Source organism: Komagataeibacter intermedius TF2 (assembly GCF_000964425.1).
Lineage (GTDB): Bacteria > Pseudomonadota > Alphaproteobacteria > Acetobacterales > Acetobacteraceae > Komagataeibacter > Komagataeibacter intermedius.
In genome coordinates this window covers 1-16426 of the sequence record NZ_BANF01000148.1, presented here as the reverse complement: position 1 = coordinate 16426, position 16426 = coordinate 1, and the positions used below count along the sequence as shown (strand labels likewise).

The 16426-nt window shown below is 64.1% G+C and carries 15 protein-coding genes; 10 read left to right on the top strand and 5 right to left on the bottom strand.

Going from position 1 to position 16426, the window contains the following annotated elements:
* Positions 1 to 30: 30 nt before the first annotated feature.
* Positions 31 to 903 (bottom strand): MBL fold metallo-hydrolase, encoded by an 873-nt coding sequence (locus B7449_RS14535; RefSeq protein WP_039734620.1) that lies wholly within the window; start codon positions 901 to 903, stop codon positions 31 to 33.
* Positions 884 to 3688, bottom strand: coding sequence for a phosphoenolpyruvate carboxylase (locus B7449_RS14530; RefSeq protein ID WP_039734619.1), 2805 nt, complete (start codon positions 3686 to 3688; stop codon positions 884 to 886). Before B7449_RS14530 ends, B7449_RS14535 begins: the two co-directional genes overlap by 20 nt.
* A 153-nt stretch (positions 3689 to 3841) precedes the next feature.
* On the opposite strand from B7449_RS14530, the gene B7449_RS14525 reads away from it, so the two are divergent.
* The 9 genes from B7449_RS14525 (at position 3842) to B7449_RS14485 (ending at position 11854) form a co-directional block, all read left to right on the top strand.
* Positions 3842 to 5137: a DUF445 domain-containing protein gene (locus tag B7449_RS14525; RefSeq protein ID WP_039734618.1), complete on the top strand. Its 1296-nt coding sequence runs from the start codon at positions 3842 to 3844 to the stop codon at positions 5135 to 5137.
* Between the two features lie 122 nt (positions 5138 to 5259).
* Positions 5260 to 5721, top strand: a complete 462-nt coding sequence (locus B7449_RS14520) for an SUF system Fe-S cluster assembly regulator (protein ID WP_048883752.1) — start codon at positions 5260 to 5262, stop codon at positions 5719 to 5721.
* A 19-nt stretch (positions 5722 to 5740) separates the two neighbouring features.
* Positions 5741 to 7231, top strand: a complete 1491-nt coding sequence (gene sufB, locus B7449_RS14515; RefSeq protein WP_039734616.1) for a Fe-S cluster assembly protein SufB — start codon at positions 5741 to 5743, stop codon at positions 7229 to 7231.
* Positions 7232 to 7246: 15 nt separating this feature from the next.
* Positions 7247 to 8020, top strand: coding sequence for a Fe-S cluster assembly ATPase SufC (gene sufC / locus B7449_RS14510; RefSeq protein WP_039734615.1), 774 nt, complete (start codon positions 7247 to 7249; stop codon positions 8018 to 8020).
* The gene (gene sufD / locus B7449_RS14505) at positions 8017 to 9291 is read left to right on the top strand and encodes a Fe-S cluster assembly protein SufD (protein WP_039734614.1); all 1275 of its coding nucleotides are present in this window, start codon (positions 8017 to 8019) and stop codon (positions 9289 to 9291) included. The genes sufC and sufD overlap by 4 nt, the downstream gene beginning before the upstream one ends.
* Complete coding sequence (locus B7449_RS14500) at positions 9291 to 10541, top strand: aminotransferase class V-fold PLP-dependent enzyme (RefSeq protein ID WP_039734748.1); 1251 nt, start codon at positions 9291 to 9293, stop codon at positions 10539 to 10541. The genes sufD and B7449_RS14500 overlap by 1 nt, the downstream gene beginning before the upstream one ends.
* A 14-nt stretch (positions 10542 to 10555) precedes the next feature.
* On the top strand, positions 10556 to 10984 hold the full coding sequence (gene sufU, locus B7449_RS14495) for a Fe-S cluster assembly sulfur transfer protein SufU (RefSeq protein ID WP_039734613.1): 429 nt from the start codon (positions 10556 to 10558) through the stop codon (positions 10982 to 10984).
* Positions 10985 to 10991: 7 nt separating this feature from the next.
* On the top strand, positions 10992 to 11453 hold the full coding sequence (locus tag B7449_RS14490) for an SUF system Fe-S cluster assembly protein (protein WP_039734612.1): 462 nt from the start codon (positions 10992 to 10994) through the stop codon (positions 11451 to 11453).
* Between the two features lie 23 nt (positions 11454 to 11476).
* Positions 11477 to 11854, top strand: coding sequence for a HesB/IscA family protein (locus B7449_RS14485; protein WP_010512928.1), 378 nt, complete (start codon positions 11477 to 11479; stop codon positions 11852 to 11854).
* A gap of 76 nt (positions 11855 to 11930) precedes the next feature.
* On the opposite strand, the gene B7449_RS14480 is transcribed toward B7449_RS14485, so the two are convergent.
* The 3 genes from B7449_RS14480 to B7449_RS14470 form a co-directional block, all read right to left on the bottom strand.
* A complete protein-coding gene (locus B7449_RS14480) occupies positions 11931 to 13205 on the bottom strand; it encodes a class I SAM-dependent RNA methyltransferase (protein ID WP_039734611.1) in 1275 nt (424 codons plus the stop codon).
* Positions 13206 to 13234: 29 nt separating this feature from the next.
* Positions 13235 to 14812, bottom strand: coding sequence for a DEAD/DEAH box helicase (locus B7449_RS14475; RefSeq protein WP_039734610.1), 1578 nt, complete (start codon positions 14810 to 14812; stop codon positions 13235 to 13237).
* Between the two features lie 211 nt (positions 14813 to 15023).
* The gene (locus tag B7449_RS14470) at positions 15024 to 15476 is read right to left on the bottom strand and encodes a CopD family protein (protein ID WP_010512931.1); all 453 of its coding nucleotides are present in this window, start codon (positions 15474 to 15476) and stop codon (positions 15024 to 15026) included.
* Positions 15477 to 15617: 141 nt separating this feature from the next.
* On the opposite strand from B7449_RS14470, the gene B7449_RS14465 reads away from it, so the two are divergent.
* A partial coding sequence (locus tag B7449_RS14465; protein WP_082084897.1) for an NAD(P)H-hydrate epimerase occupies positions 15618 to 16426 on the top strand: 809 nt, incomplete at its 3' end.

Sequence of the window (16426 nt, the reverse complement as noted above, 5' to 3'; positions counted from 1 at the left end):
GTCCGGGTGATATGGCGCCCGGAAAGACGATCAGGCGATGATCTTCATCCATCTGTCCGCCTGATGGCGGACGCGGCCATCCTGTTCCAGCTTTTCCAGATGGGCATGCAGGTTCAGTCGCGCCGCGCGGCGCAGGCCGGGGCGCAGGTTGTGGTACATGCTGTCCACGATGTCATCCAGCGTGCGCGGTTCCACCGGCAGCAGCGCCATGATGCTCTCTTCGCGCGCGCGGCGGTGGGCGACCAGTCCCTCGATGCAGGCTTTTACATGCGGTATGGCCGGGCCGTGCGCTGGCAGCAGCAGGCGGGCGTCGCGTTGCAGCAGGTAGTCCATGCTGTCCAGAAACTGCTGGACCGACCCATGCGGGGCAGGGGGCACCATGGTGGTGGACCATCCCATGACATGATCCCCGGTGAAGATGATGCCATCCGCCGTTTCAAGGCATATGTGATCGCTGGCATGTCCCGGTGTGTACAGCACCCGCAGTCCTGCGATTTCATCCCCATCCCGCAATCCGATGTCGGGGGTGAAGTCCGGTTCCGCACTGGCATGAAAGCCATATACCGGAACGCCCAGCCGTGCCCCAAGCGGCCGCGCACCCTCAAGGTGGTCACGATGCGTATGGGTCAGGATGATGTGGGTTACGGGGCGATCCCCCGCAGCCGCCACCAGTGCGTCAAGATGGGCGGGGTCCGCGCTGCCGGGGTCAATGATCACGCATCCCCCGGCATGGTCCACCAGCCAGGTGTTGGTGCCATTGCCGGTCATGGGGCCGGGATTGTTCGCCACGACCCGCCGTATGGCGGGGGTCTGGGCTAACGCCACGCCGTATGGCGGGGGCGGTTCACTGATCCGCCACCCGTTGCGCGACGCTGTGGGGGGGTTAGCCAAAGGCGCCGACATGGTGCATCACCCCGGTGCTGATTTCGCGCACCATCTGGAACAGGCGCTGCATCGGCTCGAAAATCTCGGTGTATTCGCGGTGATAGGTGCCTTCCTGCCGGGGGCCGTGCGGTTCATGGAAATCAAGGTCGAAGCTGCCGTCCGAACGGTAGGGGAAGATCTGTTCCAGTTCCGCCAGCACGCCGGGGATTTCCAAGCACAGCACCTTCAGCGTCAGTACGTCACGCGAAAACGCATGCCGGGGCGAGAAATAGGGAATGCGCGTGGACAGCATCCAGATCTGCTCGATGGTTGCGATGCGGATGGCATGCAGCAGCAGTTCATCGGGCTGCATGCGCGGGGCATCCGGCCATGCGCGGCGCAGGGCGAGGTGATCGGACTGGATGCGCCGGAACATGGCCTGCGTGCTGGCCCAGAAATCGAGGTTTTCCAGCCCGTGCATAAGCGACAGGCAGGCTTCCTGCCGGGCCGGGTCCTTCTGCGTGGTGGCGCGTTCCAGCCACATATCAGGGTCCAGCAGCCGGATAACGCCGCGCAGCACGCCGTGGTCGGAATGGGCCAGCCCATGGGCGGCAAAGTCCATTGCGCGACGGAAGCGGGGGCTTTCCGCCAGATATTTCTCGAACGTTTCGGGATGGCGCGCCGCCGCCGTGCCCAGCCCCTGCAATGTGTTCGCGCACCATGCAAGCTGCTGCAGGATGGCATTGTTGGGAATGGCGCGAAGCTGGCTGGGGTGCTTGATCCGGGTCACGGTCGACGCCGCGTCACTCTGTCGCGCGGAGGGACGGGACCCCGTCTTGTCGATCAGCGACGGCCCGAACGCGCCCAGAAGGGCGGCATAGCCGGGATCTTCCACCAGCCCGGTCATGCCATTGGCGATGGTGGCGAAGAAATCGGCCGAAAAATCGGGTTCGTCATAAACCGGGTCACGGTCCAGCGTAGTGGTGGCGAAGGCATGTTCGGCAATGATGCTGACGGTGGCGTCCGCCAGTGTCTGCGTGCCGAACAGAAGGTAGCCGTCCCCCCCCTGAAAGGCGGTTTCCTCGCGCATCTGGATTCCTGCTCGGGTAAAGCGCGCGCGGGCATGCGGCGGGGAGAGGTAGTCGAAACGGTCCGCCAGCCGGTAGGGGTGCGCGCCACGGCCAATGCTTTCGCCGTGGGTGTCGAACAGGATGACCTCCACAAACGCCAGGTCCCACTTGCGCAGCAGATCGCATACCTTGATGCGCAACCGTTCGATCAGGTAGGTCGCGGCCAGCTGGCCCACATACCGACCGGAGTCGGAAAAGCCGAACTGCAGGCTGAGCTTGCGCGTGCGCTGCAGGTAGGCGCGCCAGTGGGGGGAGCGCAGGGCTTCCTCCATGATCTGCTCGCCGTTTTCCAGTGCTTCCTGCGTTTCGAACAGGGGCGATATCTCGATCATGTCCGCCACCCCGTACAGCCGCGCCAGCCATAGCGCGGTCAGCAGGGTGTAGCCGGTCTCGGTCTCGGCGATCAGGAAGCGGATGGGGCTGGTGCGGTCGATGTGGCGCAGGATCTGGCGCACCGTCATCATCAGCCGTCCCGCGCTGGCCTGTTCCATCAGCAGCGATCCGAAGTCGATCTCGATCGGGGTCACGGTCTCCAGCGCTTCGTTCATGCGGCTGATCAGCGCGCGACGCTGGGCCGGGATGTCGGGGTTGTCGGTAATGCCCAGGCGCTGGCGGGCGATGTTGTGCAACTGTGTCGCGTTCAGGCGCGTATGCGTATGCGCAGCCGACAGGCCATGCGCCATGAAGCCCGCGCGCGCGACCACCAGGGCCATCTTGTCATCAGGGGCGGCGGCGTCGATCGCTTCGCTGAAGGCGGCGTTCAGGTCGTTGGTGCTGGTCAGCGCGTCGGCGCTGCGGGTGATCAGCACATCGGCAAAGCGGGATACCGCCTCGGGTTCCGGCCCGGTGGGGCAGGCGGCGATCTGGGCGGCCACGGTGTCCAGCGCGGTCTGGATGCGGGGCAGCAAATCATTGGCGCAGCTGCTTACGGGTTCGATCTGGTCATGCAGGCGGGCAAGCTGCATCTGCTTCATGCGCAGCCGCAGGCGCAGCGTGTCCCACCACCCGATATCGGTGCGCCCGTCGGTGTCGTAGCCGACCCAGCTGGTCATGATGATGGGACGCGGCGCCAGCGTGGCCCACAGCTGCGGCCAGTGGGTCCGCGCTTCGGACAGCAGGATGGTGTTCAGCCGGTCCAGCGCGTTGCGCCCGCGCAGGATGGCCTGCGTCGCCAGGGTGAATTCCTCATCCAGCGTGGGCGGCCCCACGCGGCGGTGCGTCAGGAAGGCGGGTACGTGCTCCGGGGCCGTGGCGGGATTGGTGGAGGCAAGGTCCGCCAGCGCCTCGTACACCGGATTGGCCAGGGCGAATGTGGGGTGCGCGGTAAACACGGCGGCGAAGCGGCTGCGCTCGATCGCGGCGCGGAAGCGGGCGATGGGCACGGGGCTGTCATCGGGGTCCGGCTGCACGATGCGGCGGGCGACGTCACGCATGCGCGTCGCCACCGCCCCGTCCTCGGGGCCGTCCAGATAGGCGGCGATATGGTGCGCGCGTCCGGCAAAGGCCCGGTCGCGCAGCAGGCGCACGATTTCCTCCACCGTGTCCATCGACAGCGCGCCGCCGGCCATCTGCCGCCCGATCTGGCGCGCCAGCGCCATGACTGGGCTGCCGGTTGCGGTTTCGTCATGGCTGGTAATCAGTCGCTCCGCCTGTTGCAGCAGGTCAGAGACAGTCCGCGCGGCGGCTTCGGTCATCGTGTTGTCCTGTCATGAAAAAACGTCATGGTTTCCCCAAATCCCATGTTCGGCGGCAGCCCGCAATGTCCACCATGGCATATTCACGCCTATTTGGCGCGTTACACCGAGTGTTGCTTGGGCTGGAGGGGAGACAATGGTATCAAGGGCTTCATGAACGGTATTCCACAAACGGATCAGGACGCGCGGCGTACGCTGCTGCGTCACAAGCGGTCTGCGACCGGCCTGCTGGCGGTCATGGCGGGGCTGACGGTCGCGGGGTACGCCCTGCCGCAGATGGGCTGGCTTGCGGAACGTCCGTGGCTGGAAATCCTGCGGTCGGGCACCAAGGCCGGGGTCGTGGGCGGGCTGGCCGACTGGTTTGCCGTGACCGCGCTGTTCCGCAGGCCCATGGGGCTGCCGATTCCGCATACCGCCATCCTGCCCGCGCAGAAGGAACGCCTGGCGCAGGCGCTGGGGCGGTTCGTCTCGACCAACGTGTTCACGGAACAGGAAGTCGCGGCCGCGTTCAGCCGCATCGACCTGCCCTCCATCATCGGCAACATACTGCAGGAGCCAGAGACGCTGGACATGGTCAACCGCGCCGTGCTGGGCTCCGTGCCGCACGTGCTGGACCGGCTGGAGGACGGGCGCGCCAGTTCCGCCATCGCCCGCCTGCTGCCGACCCTGCTGGGGGGGGAGGAAATCGCCCCCGTCGTGACCCGCAGCCTGCGTGCGATGGTGGAGGGGGACTGTCACCAGGAAGTGCTGTCATTCCTGCTGTCGCGGCTGAAGGAGGGGATCAAGGCCAAGGAACCCGCCCTGCGCATGATGATCGAGGAACGCGTGCGCGAACAGGGCGGCCGCGTGCTGGGCTGGGCCATTGGCGGGTCGATTGCGACCAAGGTGCTGCTGGCGGCGGGACAGGAACTGGACCGGATCGACCCGCAGAATTCAGAACTGCGTGAGGGATTCACCACATGGGTCCGTACCGAGATCGACCGTATCGAACAGGACCCCGTGCGCCGGCGCGAGATTACCGACGCCGTCATGGGCGTGCTGACGCATGACAGCGTGCGCGGATGGAGCAGTGACGTGTGGCGCCGCCTGCGCCGCCTGATCGAGGAAGATATGAGCAGGGGGGACACCGGGTGGCTGTCCTCGCTCGTGCGTGACGCGCTGCAGCGCCTGGCTGACCAGATGTACCATGACGCCAGCATGCGCAAACGGGTCGAGGATGGCGCGCGCGGCATGATCATGAGCAGCCTGCCCTTCCTGCGCGACCGCATGTCGCGTTTTATTTACTCAGTCGTGAATGGCTGGGATGCAGAAAGCCTGAGCGACCGCCTGGAGCTGCGGGTCGGCAAGGATCTGCAGTATATCAGGCTGAATGGCACGCTGGTCGGGTTTCTGGCCGGGTGCGGGCTGTCCGTGCTATTACAGCTGATATTTGGAACCGGGATCGGATAAGGCATGGCCGCTGGACACGATTGGACTTGACGACGCGCGGCTGGTAGCCCATCTGAAACTTCAGGAAACAGTACTGTTCCGGTCCAATTAGCCATGGCCACCGGAACGGACGGGAGAGCGGAATGCTGAAACTGTCGAAACTGACCGATTATGCCGTCGTGGCTCTGGTCCGGCTGGGGCAGAAGAACGAGGTCACGACCTCGCCTGTCCTGTCGCGTTCGACGGGCATCCCCGAACCCACCGTGGCCAAGGTGCTCAAGATTCTGGCGACGCAGGGCATCGTGACCTCGCAGCGCGGGGCGCGTGGCGGCTACAGGCTGGCCCACCCGCTGGAGGAAATCTCGATCGCATCCGTGATCCAGGCGATCGACGGTCCCATATCGCTGACGACATGCGTGGATGGCGGGGATTGTGACGCCCGGTCCACCTGTGGCCTGGGCGGGCAGTGGGACATGGTCAACGCCGCCATTCGCAACGCCCTGTCCGCCATTACTCTGGCGGACATGAAAAACCATACAGTCATTGACAGACTGGGCGGCCTGCAGGCGCCGTCCATGCCCAGCGGGCCCGCGGCCACGGCCTGAAACAGGGGAGGAAAGACACATGCCGGCAGTAGCCGAAACCCGCAAGACGGTCGAAACCCTGGGCCAGAACACCTATAAATGGGGGTTCGAGACCGATATCGAAATGGATATCGCGCCCAAGGGCCTGAATGAAGATACGATCCGGCTGATTTCCACGCGCAAGAACGAACCGGAATGGCTGCTGGAATGGCGGCTGAAGGCGTACCGGTCCTGGCTGGAAATGCGCGAGCCCACATGGGCCAAGGTCCATCACCCGCCCATCGACTATCAGGACGTGCATTACTACGCCGCCCCGCGCAGGAAGCCCGGCCCCAGGTCGCTGGAGGAAGTCGATCCCGAACTGCTGCGCACGTATGAAAAGCTGGGCATCCCGCTGCATGAACAGGCGATGCTGGCGGGCGTGGAAGTGCCCGAAGGACAGGAAGCGCGCGCGCCAGTCGCGGTTGACGCCGTGTTCGACAGCGTGTCCGTTGCCACCACCTTCCGCAAGACGCTGCAGGAAGCGGGCGTGATTTTCTGCCCCATTTCCGAAGCGGTGCAGGAACACCCCGAACTGGTGCGCAGGTACCTGGGCAGCGTGGTGCCGGTCACGGACAACTTCTATGCCGCGCTGAATGCCGCCGTGTTTACCGACGGGTCCTTCGTGTTCGTGCCCAAGGGCGTGCGCTGCCCGATGGAACTGTCCACCTATTTCCGTATCAATGCCCGCAATACGGGGCAGTTCGAGCGCACCCTGATCGTGGTGGAGGACGGGGCTTCGGTCTCCTACCTTGAAGGCTGCACCGCGCCCATGCGCGATGAAAACCAGCTTCATGCCGCCGTGGTCGAACTGGTGGCGATGGAAGATGCCTCGATCAAGTATTCCACGGTGCAGAACTGGTATCCCGGTGATGAAAACGGGAAGGGCGGCATCTACAACTTCGTGACCAAGCGCGGTGCGTGCCGGGGCGCGCGGTCCAAGATTTCATGGACGCAGGTGGAAACCGGCTCGGCCATTACGTGGAAATACCCGTCATGCATCCTGCAGGGTGAGGGATCGGTGGGCGAATTCTATTCCGTCGCCGTGACCAACAACCACCAGCAGGCCGATACCGGCACCAAGATGATCCATATCGGGCGCAATACGCGTTCGACCATCATCGCCAAGACCATCAGCGCGGGCCAGTCCGACAGCACCTATCGCGGGCTGGTGCGCATGATGCCCAGGGCATCGGGCAGCCGTAACTTCACCCAGTGCGACAGCCTGCTGATCGGTGACCGTTGCGGGGCGCATACCGTGCCCTATATCGAAAGCCGCAACATGTCCGCGCGTGTGGAGCATGAGGCAACGACATCCAAGATATCAGAAGACCAGCTGTTCTACTGCCGTCAGCGCGGCCTGTCGGAAGAGGACGCGGTGGGCCTGATCGTGAACGGGTTCTGCAAGGACGTTCTGAAGGAACTGCCGATGGAATTCGCGGTGGAAGCACAGAAGCTTCTGCAGATCAGCCTAGAAGGCAGCGTGGGCTAACAGGGATTGAAAGACGTGAGCAAGCAATTCGTAAGCATCAATGGCCTGTGCGCCCGTATTTCGGACGGGGAGACCCACAAGGACATCCTGCGTGGCGTTGACCTGGAAATCCCGGCGGGCGAGGTGCACGCCATCATGGGGCCGAACGGTTCGGGCAAGTCCACCCTGTCCTACGTGCTGGCGGGGCGTGAGGATTATGAAGTGACCGGCGGCTCCGCCACCTTCAGGGAGCAGGACCTGCTGGCGCTGGAGCCTGAAGAGCGGGCGGCCCTTGGCCTGTTCCTGGCGTTCCAGACGCCGGTTGAACTGCCGGGCGTGAACAATGCCAACTTCCTGCGCACCGCCGTCAACGCCGTGCGCCGAGCGCGCGGGCAGGAGGAACTGGACGCCGTGGCCTTCCTCAAGGCCGTGCGCAAGGAGACAAAGCACCTGTCCATGTCGGACGAGATGCTCAAGCGCAACGTCAATGTGGGCTTTTCCGGTGGCGAGAAAAAGCGCAACGAGGTGCTGCAGATGCGCATGCTCCAGCCGTCCTTCGCCATTCTGGACGAAACGGATAGCGGGCTGGACATCGACGCCCTGCGTATCGTGGCCGAAGGGGTGAATTCCCTGCGCTCGCCCGATTTCTCGGCGCTGGTCATCACCCATCACCAGCGGCTGCTGGAGTACATCGTGCCTGACCGCATCCATGTCATGGCGAAGGGCCGCATCATCCACAGCGGTGGCCCCGAACTGGCCAGGCAGCTTGAGGCGCAGGGTTACGCCCAGTTCCTGTCGGAGGCGGCGTGAACGCCATTGCACCGGTCGGGATCAACGCTGCCGCCTTTCTTGACCGGGGTGACGTAAAGGGCAATGCACAGCGGCAGAAAGCCGCCGATTTCCTGCGCCATGCCGGCCTGCCGCGCACGGGGGTGGAAGCGTGGAAATATACATCCCTGCGCGCACTGGCCGATGTGCCGTTCGCAACCGCGCCGCAGGCGGTGGATGGCGGTGCCGTCGATACCCTGCTGGCGGAAGTCGAGACCATTTCCGGCCTTGGCGCGGCTGCCAGCCGTGTCGTGTTCGTGAACGGGTATTTCGATGCCGGCCGGTCACGACTGCCCACGGGCGTCAAGATTTCGACGCTGGCCGCAGGCACGCTGCCCGATGACGGGATCGACCCGGCGGGGGATGTCACCACTGCGCTGAATACCGTTCTTGCGCGCGACGGGCTGGAACTGGTCGTGCCGGAAGGCGTAGACGCGGGCTGCCTGATGCTGGTCAGCATCGGCATGACGCAGGAGGCCGCGGCAGTGTCCTTTCACCCGCGCCACCGCATTGTGGTGGAAACGGGGGCCAGGCTGGCGCTGCTGGATGCATCGGTCGGCCACGGGCAGTACCTGCACAACCCGCTTTATGACATTGCCGTTGCGGAACAGGGTTACCTGTCGCATGCCCGCATTCAGGCGGAAGGCAGGCAGGCGGTCCATCTGGCGGTCAGCCATGCCCGCGTTGCGGCGGGGGGCGTGTATGACAGCTTCACGCTGACGCTGGGGGCCAGCCTGTCACGGCATGAAGTCCATGCCGGGCTGACGCAGGCGGGGGCCAGTGTGCATGTCAATGGCGCGCAGCTTCTGTCCGGCCACCAGCATGGCGACCTGACCAGCGTGATTACCCATGCCGCCCCGGACTGCGTATCACGCCAGACGATCAAGAACGTCCTGTCCGACCACGCGCGTGGCGTGTTCCAGGGCAAGATCCTTGTCGAGCGCATTGCCCAGAAGACCGATGGCTACCAGATGAACCAGGCGCTTCTGCTGTCCGACGGCGCGGAAATCGACGCGAAGCCGGAACTGGAAATCTATGCCGATGATGTGAAATGCAGCCATGGCGCCACTGTTGGCGCGCTGGATGATGACCAGCTGTTCTACCTGCGCAGCCGTGGTATCCCGGATGCGGCCGCGCGGTCCATCCTGATCCGCGCCTTCCTGCATGATGTCGTGGACCAGATTGACGACCAGCGGCTGAAGGACAGCCTGAACCTTGCCGTAGAGGCATGGTGGACGCGGGAGATCGCATGATGGACCAGACTGTCGCCAGTCCCACGGAGATCGCGGGCAGCCTGCGCCGCATCAGGGCCGATTTCCCGATCCTGTCGCAGAAGGTGCATGGCAGGGATCTTGTGTTTCTGGACAGTGCGGCCTCGGCGCAGAAGCCACGGCAGGTCATTGATGCCATGGCGGACACCATGCGCACCCAGTACGCCAATATCCACCGTGGCCTGTACTGGATGAGCGAACGCACGACGGAAGCATACGAAGCCGTCCGTGATCAGGTGGCGGCTTTTCTGGGCGCCGGCGCGCGGGAGGAAATCATTTTCACCCGCAACAGCACCGAGGCGATAAACCTTGTCGCCCATTCCTTCGGTTCGCTGCTGAAGCCGGGGCAGGTGGTGCTGGTGTCGGAAATGGAACACCATGCCAACCTCGTGCCGTGGCAGATGTTGCGGGACCGCACGGGTGTCGAACTGCGCGTGACCCCCATTACCGATGATGGCGCGCTGGATATGGACGCACTGGAGCGCAACCTGTCCGACGGGCGGGTGGCGCTGGTGGCGATCACGCACATGTCCAACGTGCTGGGCACGATTACCGATGCCCGCGCCATTGCAGACATGGCGCATGCAGCCGGGGCAAAGGTACTGTTCGATGGCAGCCAGCTTGCCGTCCACCGCCGGGTGGACGTACGTGCGCTGGATGCCGATTTCTATGTGGTGACGGGCCACAAGCTGTATGGTCCGACCGGCATTGGCGTGCTGTGGGCGCGGCGCGAAATCCTTGATGCCATACCACCCTTTCTTGGCGGCGGTGACATGATTTCCACCGTGTCGTTCGAACGGTCGACATGGGCCAGTGTCCCGCATAAATTCGAAGCGGGCACACCCGCCATTATCGAGACCATTGGATTGGGCGCCGCCCTTGCCTATATCGAATCCATCGGCTTCGATGCGATTGGCGCGCATGAGGAAGCCCTGACGGCCCATGCGCTGAAGGTTCTGGGCAATGTCAGCGGGCTGAAAGTGATCGGGACCGCGCCGGATCGGGGCGGGGTCATTTCATTCACCATGGACGATGTCCATCCGCATGACATCGCCACCCTGCTGGATCGCAACGGGATCGCGGTGCGGGCCGGCCACCACTGTGCCGAGCCGCTGATGCGCAGGCTGGGGGTTACGGCTACGGCGCGGGCCAGCTTCGGCATTTACACCACGCCGGAGGAAATTGACGTCCTGGCCGCCACGCTGGAACAGATCCGCGGCTTTTTTGTCTGATGGCGTGAGTATGCATGGCGCAGGATGATCTGTATCGCACCGTGGTGCTGGAACGGGCCAGGACACCGCGTTACGCTGGTCCGCTGACGGACGCGGACAGGCATGGGGAGGGATCGAACCCCCTGTGCGGTGACCGGGTGAAGCTGCAGGCCAGTGTCGATGCGCAGGGACGGCTTGCGGCAGTACGGCATGAAACGCGGGGATGTGCGATCTGCGCGGCCTCCGCCGATCTCATGGCCGAACGGGTGACGGGTCAGAAGCCTGCGCATGTCAGCCAGCTGCATGCCGAACTTGTGACGACCGTTGAAACAGGTATCGCCCCGGAGGGCTTGGGCGACCTTTCGGTTTTTGCGCCATTGCACCGGCATCGCTCACGTATCCGCTGCGCGATGCTGCCATGGTCCGCACTGATCGAGATGCTCAATGATGATAAAGACAGGTGAAGGTCTCATGGACGAGAAAAATCAGGTAGAGCCTGCCATCGGCATGGCAGAGGGAGCCGGGCATTTCTCCCTTGAGGCCGAGGGAACGCCCGCCCCGCACGCAGAACCCGTATCAACATGGACGCCGGACGGGGAAAAGCCTGCTGATCCCCCACAGGGTGCAGGCGTACCCGATGAGGAGACGGTCATCGCCGCGATTGCTACGGTGTATGACCCGGAAATTCCGGTCAATATCTATGAACTCGGCCTGATTTACGCCATCGACCTGCATGAGGATGGATCGGTCAAGGTCGAGATGACGCTGACAGCCCCCAACTGCCCCAGTGCGCAGGAACTGCCCGCGCAGGTCAGGGAAGCGGTGGAAAAGATCGATACGGTTACCACCGCCACGGTTGAAATCGTGTGGGAACCGCCTTGGGACATGTCGCGCATGAGTGAAGATGCGCGCCTTGCCCTGAACATGTTCTGAACCCAGCAAAAGGGGAACGTGCCATGACTGAACAAAACGCCACGACGACCACTGCGGCCCCGCGCCGTGCCCTGCCGCCACTTATGACCCTGACGGACCGGGCGGCGCAGCGGCTGGAAAAACTGTACCAGACCAACCACGCCGGACACCTGCTGCGCATTGCTGTCTCGACCAAGGGCTGCTCGGGCCATGCCTATGACATGAGCTTTGTCGAGCAGGCCGGGCCGGGTGACGAAGTGGTGGTGGACAAGGGGGTGACCCTGCTGGTCGACCGCAAGGCAACGCTGTTCCTGATCGGGTCGGTCATGGACTACGAAGTCAAACAGCTTGAATCCGGCTTTACCTTCAGCAATCCCAATGAGAAGGGCCGCTGCGGGTGCGGGGAAAGCTTCCACGTCTGACATATGGATGAACAGATTGAAGTTTCTGGGTGCCGCTTGTTTCAAAAAGGCGGCGTTCCCTGAAGCTTTCGCAGGTTTACCGCCGGTTACGGCGGTTTGCCCCTGGCAGGGTCAGCACGCACACGGATTCGACTTCCGCTGACCACAGGAACTGGTCAATGACCGTGACACTATCCAGACGGTAGCCCGCGTCGCGTAATGGCATCAGATCCCGCAGCAGGGCGGCAGGATTGCAGCTGACATAAATAACGCATGGGGGCCTGCCTGCCACGATCTGGGCAATCTGCGCACCGGCTCCGGCATGGGGTGGGTCCAGCACAACTGCCGCGGCTTTGCCCAGGTCGGTCGCCATGACCGGCTGCCGGTTCAGGTCACGCAGTGCGGGCAGGACCCGCGTGCCGCCGCTTGCCTGCTTCAGACAGGCAAGGGCCGCGCGATCACCTTCATAGGCATGGACCTTCGCCTGCTCAGCCAGTGCGAAGGACAGCGTGCCACAGCCCGCATATAATTCGATAATGCCTGCCTTCAGACCCTTGCGGGGCAGACCCGCCAGAACGGCTGCCTTGATAAAGGCCTCACCCGCCCGTGCGGGCTGCAGGAACGCACCCGGTGGCGGCACGACACGCACGTCATCAAAGTGATGGAAAACCGGACCAGTCAGGGCCAGCGTTTCCGGTGGCCGGCCCTGCAGGGAAATGCGGGGGATGCCATGCGCCTTGCCAAACTGCGCCAGAATGCGCCGGTCATTGGCGTCTGGCGTGCCGTCCATCGTAATCAGCAGGTCGGGGCCGCTATCCAGCAGGTTGATCTGGAGGTCACCCCTGGCATGCACGGCCGGAAGCGAATGCAGCATGGCGCGCAGGGGGGGCAGCAGGGCAAACAGCGCGGGGTCGAGCAATGTGCATTCGCTCATGTCGACCACATCGCCACGGCGGCGATGCAGTCCCAGCACGATCTGCTTTTCAACCCGGCGGAAGGCCAGATCGACCCGACGCCTGCCATGCGGGCTGACCTGATGGGCCTGCGGGGCGGGAATGGTATCAAATCCCACCCGTTGCAGGGTTTCGGCCACGCGACCGGTTTTCCATTCCAGCAGGGCAGGCAGCGCCATGTCCTGAAGCCGGCATCCACCACAGGTGCCGAACAGATCACAGGGGGCATCCACGCGGTCAGCCCCGGGCGCCACGACGCGATCAAGCGTGCCGTGCGTGCCATTCTGGGCCGCCAGCAGGATTTCATCACCCGGTACCGTGCCGGGCACGAATATCCGTCCCTGTGGGGTCTGGGCTATGCCATCCCCATCATTGCCGAGTGCCACCACCCGGATGGCATCCGTCACTGCGTTCTCCATGCCCTGTCTGTTGCCTGCTGGCCGCGTGCCTATTCGTCCGCCGGGATAACGGACTTTTCCCGGCGTGGCAGTTGCATGAAGGCCGGGACGTCATTGCCAAAACCGGTAACCGGCTGGTCGGGGGCGGAGGGCAGCAGCCCGGACTCGCGACGCGTGGAAGCCGGGGTGGCGGATGACCCCGCCGCGCCCCCCTGCGACCGGCGCGATTTGCGCGGCGCGGGTGCGTCCCCGGTCGTGGCCGTGGGGGCGGCTGGGGCGGGAGCTGGCTCGGTCGTGGTGGCGCTGGGCTTGCGGGTGGACTTGCGGCGGCCATTGCCCGCGCGGGGCTCTTCCGACCAGTCCAGCGTTTCCACGCCAGGGATTTCGATTCGGGGAATGGGCCTGCCTGTCAGTTTCTCGATTGCCACGACAAGTGCCTCCTCATCCGGCGTGGCCAGCGTGTAGGCATGGCCGGTGCGGCCCGCGCGACCGGTGCGGCCGATTCGGTGAACGTAATCCTCGGCATGGAACGGCACGTCGAAATTGAACACATGCGACAGGCCACCAATGTCGATTCCGCGCGCTGCGATATCGGAACAGACCAGGATCTTCAGTTCGCCGCTCTTGAACGCCTCAAGCGTCGAGAAACGCAGCGACTGGGCAAGGTCTCCATGCAGCGGGCCTGCCGAAAATCCATGCTTGACCAGGGATTTGCACAGTACATCGACATCGCGCTTGCGGTTGCAGAACACGATGGCGTTCTGCATGTCCGACGCACGCAGCAGCTTGCGCAGCGCGCGGCGCTTTTCCCTGGCGTCGACAATGGCCAGTCCCGTCTCGATCGTCGAGGCGACGGAGGAGGGGCGGCTGACCGTGATTTCCTTGGGGTTGCGCAGGAACATGTCCGCAAGCCTGCGGATTTCCGGCGCCATGGTGGCGGAAAAGAACATGGTCTGGCGCAGCGGCGACAGCATGGCCACGATCTTCTCGATATCGGGGATGAAGCCCATGTCCAGCATGCGGTCCGCTTCATCGATCACCAGTAGCCGGGTCTGGGTCAGCAGCAGGCCGCCGCGTTCAAACAGGTCGATCAGCCGCCCCGGGGTGGCGATCAGCACGTCAACGCCGCGGTTCAGCACTTCCTTCTGTTCCGCCATGCTTTCGCCGCCGATCAGCAGCGCATGGGTCAGCTTGAGGTGCTTGCCGTAATTGACGAAATTTTCCGCGACCTGCAGCGCCAGCTCACGCGTCGGCTCAAGGATGAGCGAACGCGGCATCCGCGCGCGTGCCCGCGACCCCGACAGGATTTCCAGCATGGGCAGGGTAAAGGACGCGGTCTTGCCGGTCCCGGTCTGTGCAACGCCAAGAACGTCGCGCCCCATCAGCACATACGGAATGGCCTGCGCCTGGATGGGGGTGGGATGACGGTATCCCATCTCATCAATGGCGTGCTGGATGGGTTCGGACAGACCGAGTTCGGAAAACAGGGGCTGTGCTTCCTGTTCCGCGGTATCTGCAGGTGCGGGGGTGTCAGTGGGGGCGACCCCGTCCGTGCTGGCGGCGGGGGCTGGGGCTGCCGCCTTCTTTGCGGAGCGGGCCGGGGCGGAGGACGTTTTTTTGGCGCTCAAATTACTCTCGAACGTATCAGCAGATGAATATGGCCCCGTCCGATTGCCACCGTGTCGCGCTGTATCAGGCTGCCGTCCCTGATGTACCTGCAGCAATGCAGGGAAGGGGAGTGCGGCATGTCGGGGTTGGAAACCCTGATGTGCCACATTCCCCGTGCCTACCCATGTTTGCAACGGAAATCAAGGGGACGTGAGGGATTTCTCCCTGTTTTCAGAATGGATGGGCCAGGCAGCCACAGATGATGGTCAGCACGCCGATGCCGGTGTTGAGCATGACCAGTGAACGGATCGAGTCGAACGTGCCCTGCTGCGGGCGCAGCGCCCGGCGCGCCTTCTGGTAGGGGCCAAAATAGATACGGGCGAATATGCCCGCCATGATCAGCCCGAACAGCTGCATGAGGTTGATCGGCCATGGCACCACTGCAAACCCGCCATCGTGATAAATCAGGAGCCACCCCGTAATCAGCACCGTCGGCATGGTATGCCATACGATACGGAAAAAGCGGCCGAGCGTCTGCAGGTGAACGGAGGCGCGCTGCGTTCCGTCCAGCAGGCCGAGGCTGGGCTTGAGCACGAACGCCGCATAGATCATGCCGCCCACCCAGGCCGCCATGCCGGTTATGTGGAGTGCGAGCACAAGGCTCCAGACTATGGAATAGGACATGACGCCTCCTTGCGGGGGTAGATGGATAAAGAAAGAACAATCCGTGCCACGGGACAGGATCCGGAATGCTTGTTTCCCCATTCCTGTATCATGCGCAAGGCCACTCACGCAGCCAAAGTTGCCGAAAGGGGTAAGGACATCATGACCATGGATGAAACAGCGCATATGGCCGCACGCCACCTGCTGCTGCCCACGCCCGATGAAATGGGGCGCATCGACGCCGCCGCCGCGCGCCATGTGCCGGTCGCGACGCTTATGGAAAATGCGGGCCGGGCCGTGGCCCGCGCCATCCGTCGGCATATGCGCCCGTGTCGCGTGCTGGTGCTGTGTGGTCCAGGCAATAACGGTGGTGACGGGTATGTGACTGCGCGCAGGCTGGCGCAGGAAGGCTGGCCGGTCTCGGTCGCGGCCATGGCGCCGCCGCATCCCGGCGGAGATGCGGCCGCCGCCGCCGCGTTGTGGCGTGGGCCGGTCGTGGCGTTCACGCCCGAAAATGCCGCCCGTTTCGATCTGGTGGTCGATGCGGTGTTTGGCGCGGGGCTGAGCCGGGATATCGGCCCGGACGTGGCCTGCGTGCTGAAGGCCGCCCCCCGTGTGGTGGCGATCGACATGCCAACGGGCGTGGACGGCGCGACCGGCGCGGTCCGGGGATACGCGCCGCAGGTGGAGATGACGGTCACGTTCTGCAGGCTCAAGCCGGGGCATCTGCTGTTGCCGGGCCATACGCTGTGTGGCCGGACCGTGCTGGCGGATATCGGCATTGGAGAAGACGCGGTGGCGTCGGTGCCGATTCGTACATGGCATAATGCGCCGGGCCTGTGGCGCACGCCTGCCTGCGGGCCGACCAGCTATAAATACAGCCGCGGCGTCGTCAGCATATGTGGCGGGCGCGAAATGCCGGGGGCGGCCCGGCTGTCGGCGGCGGGCGCGCGGGCGGCGGGCGCCGGGCT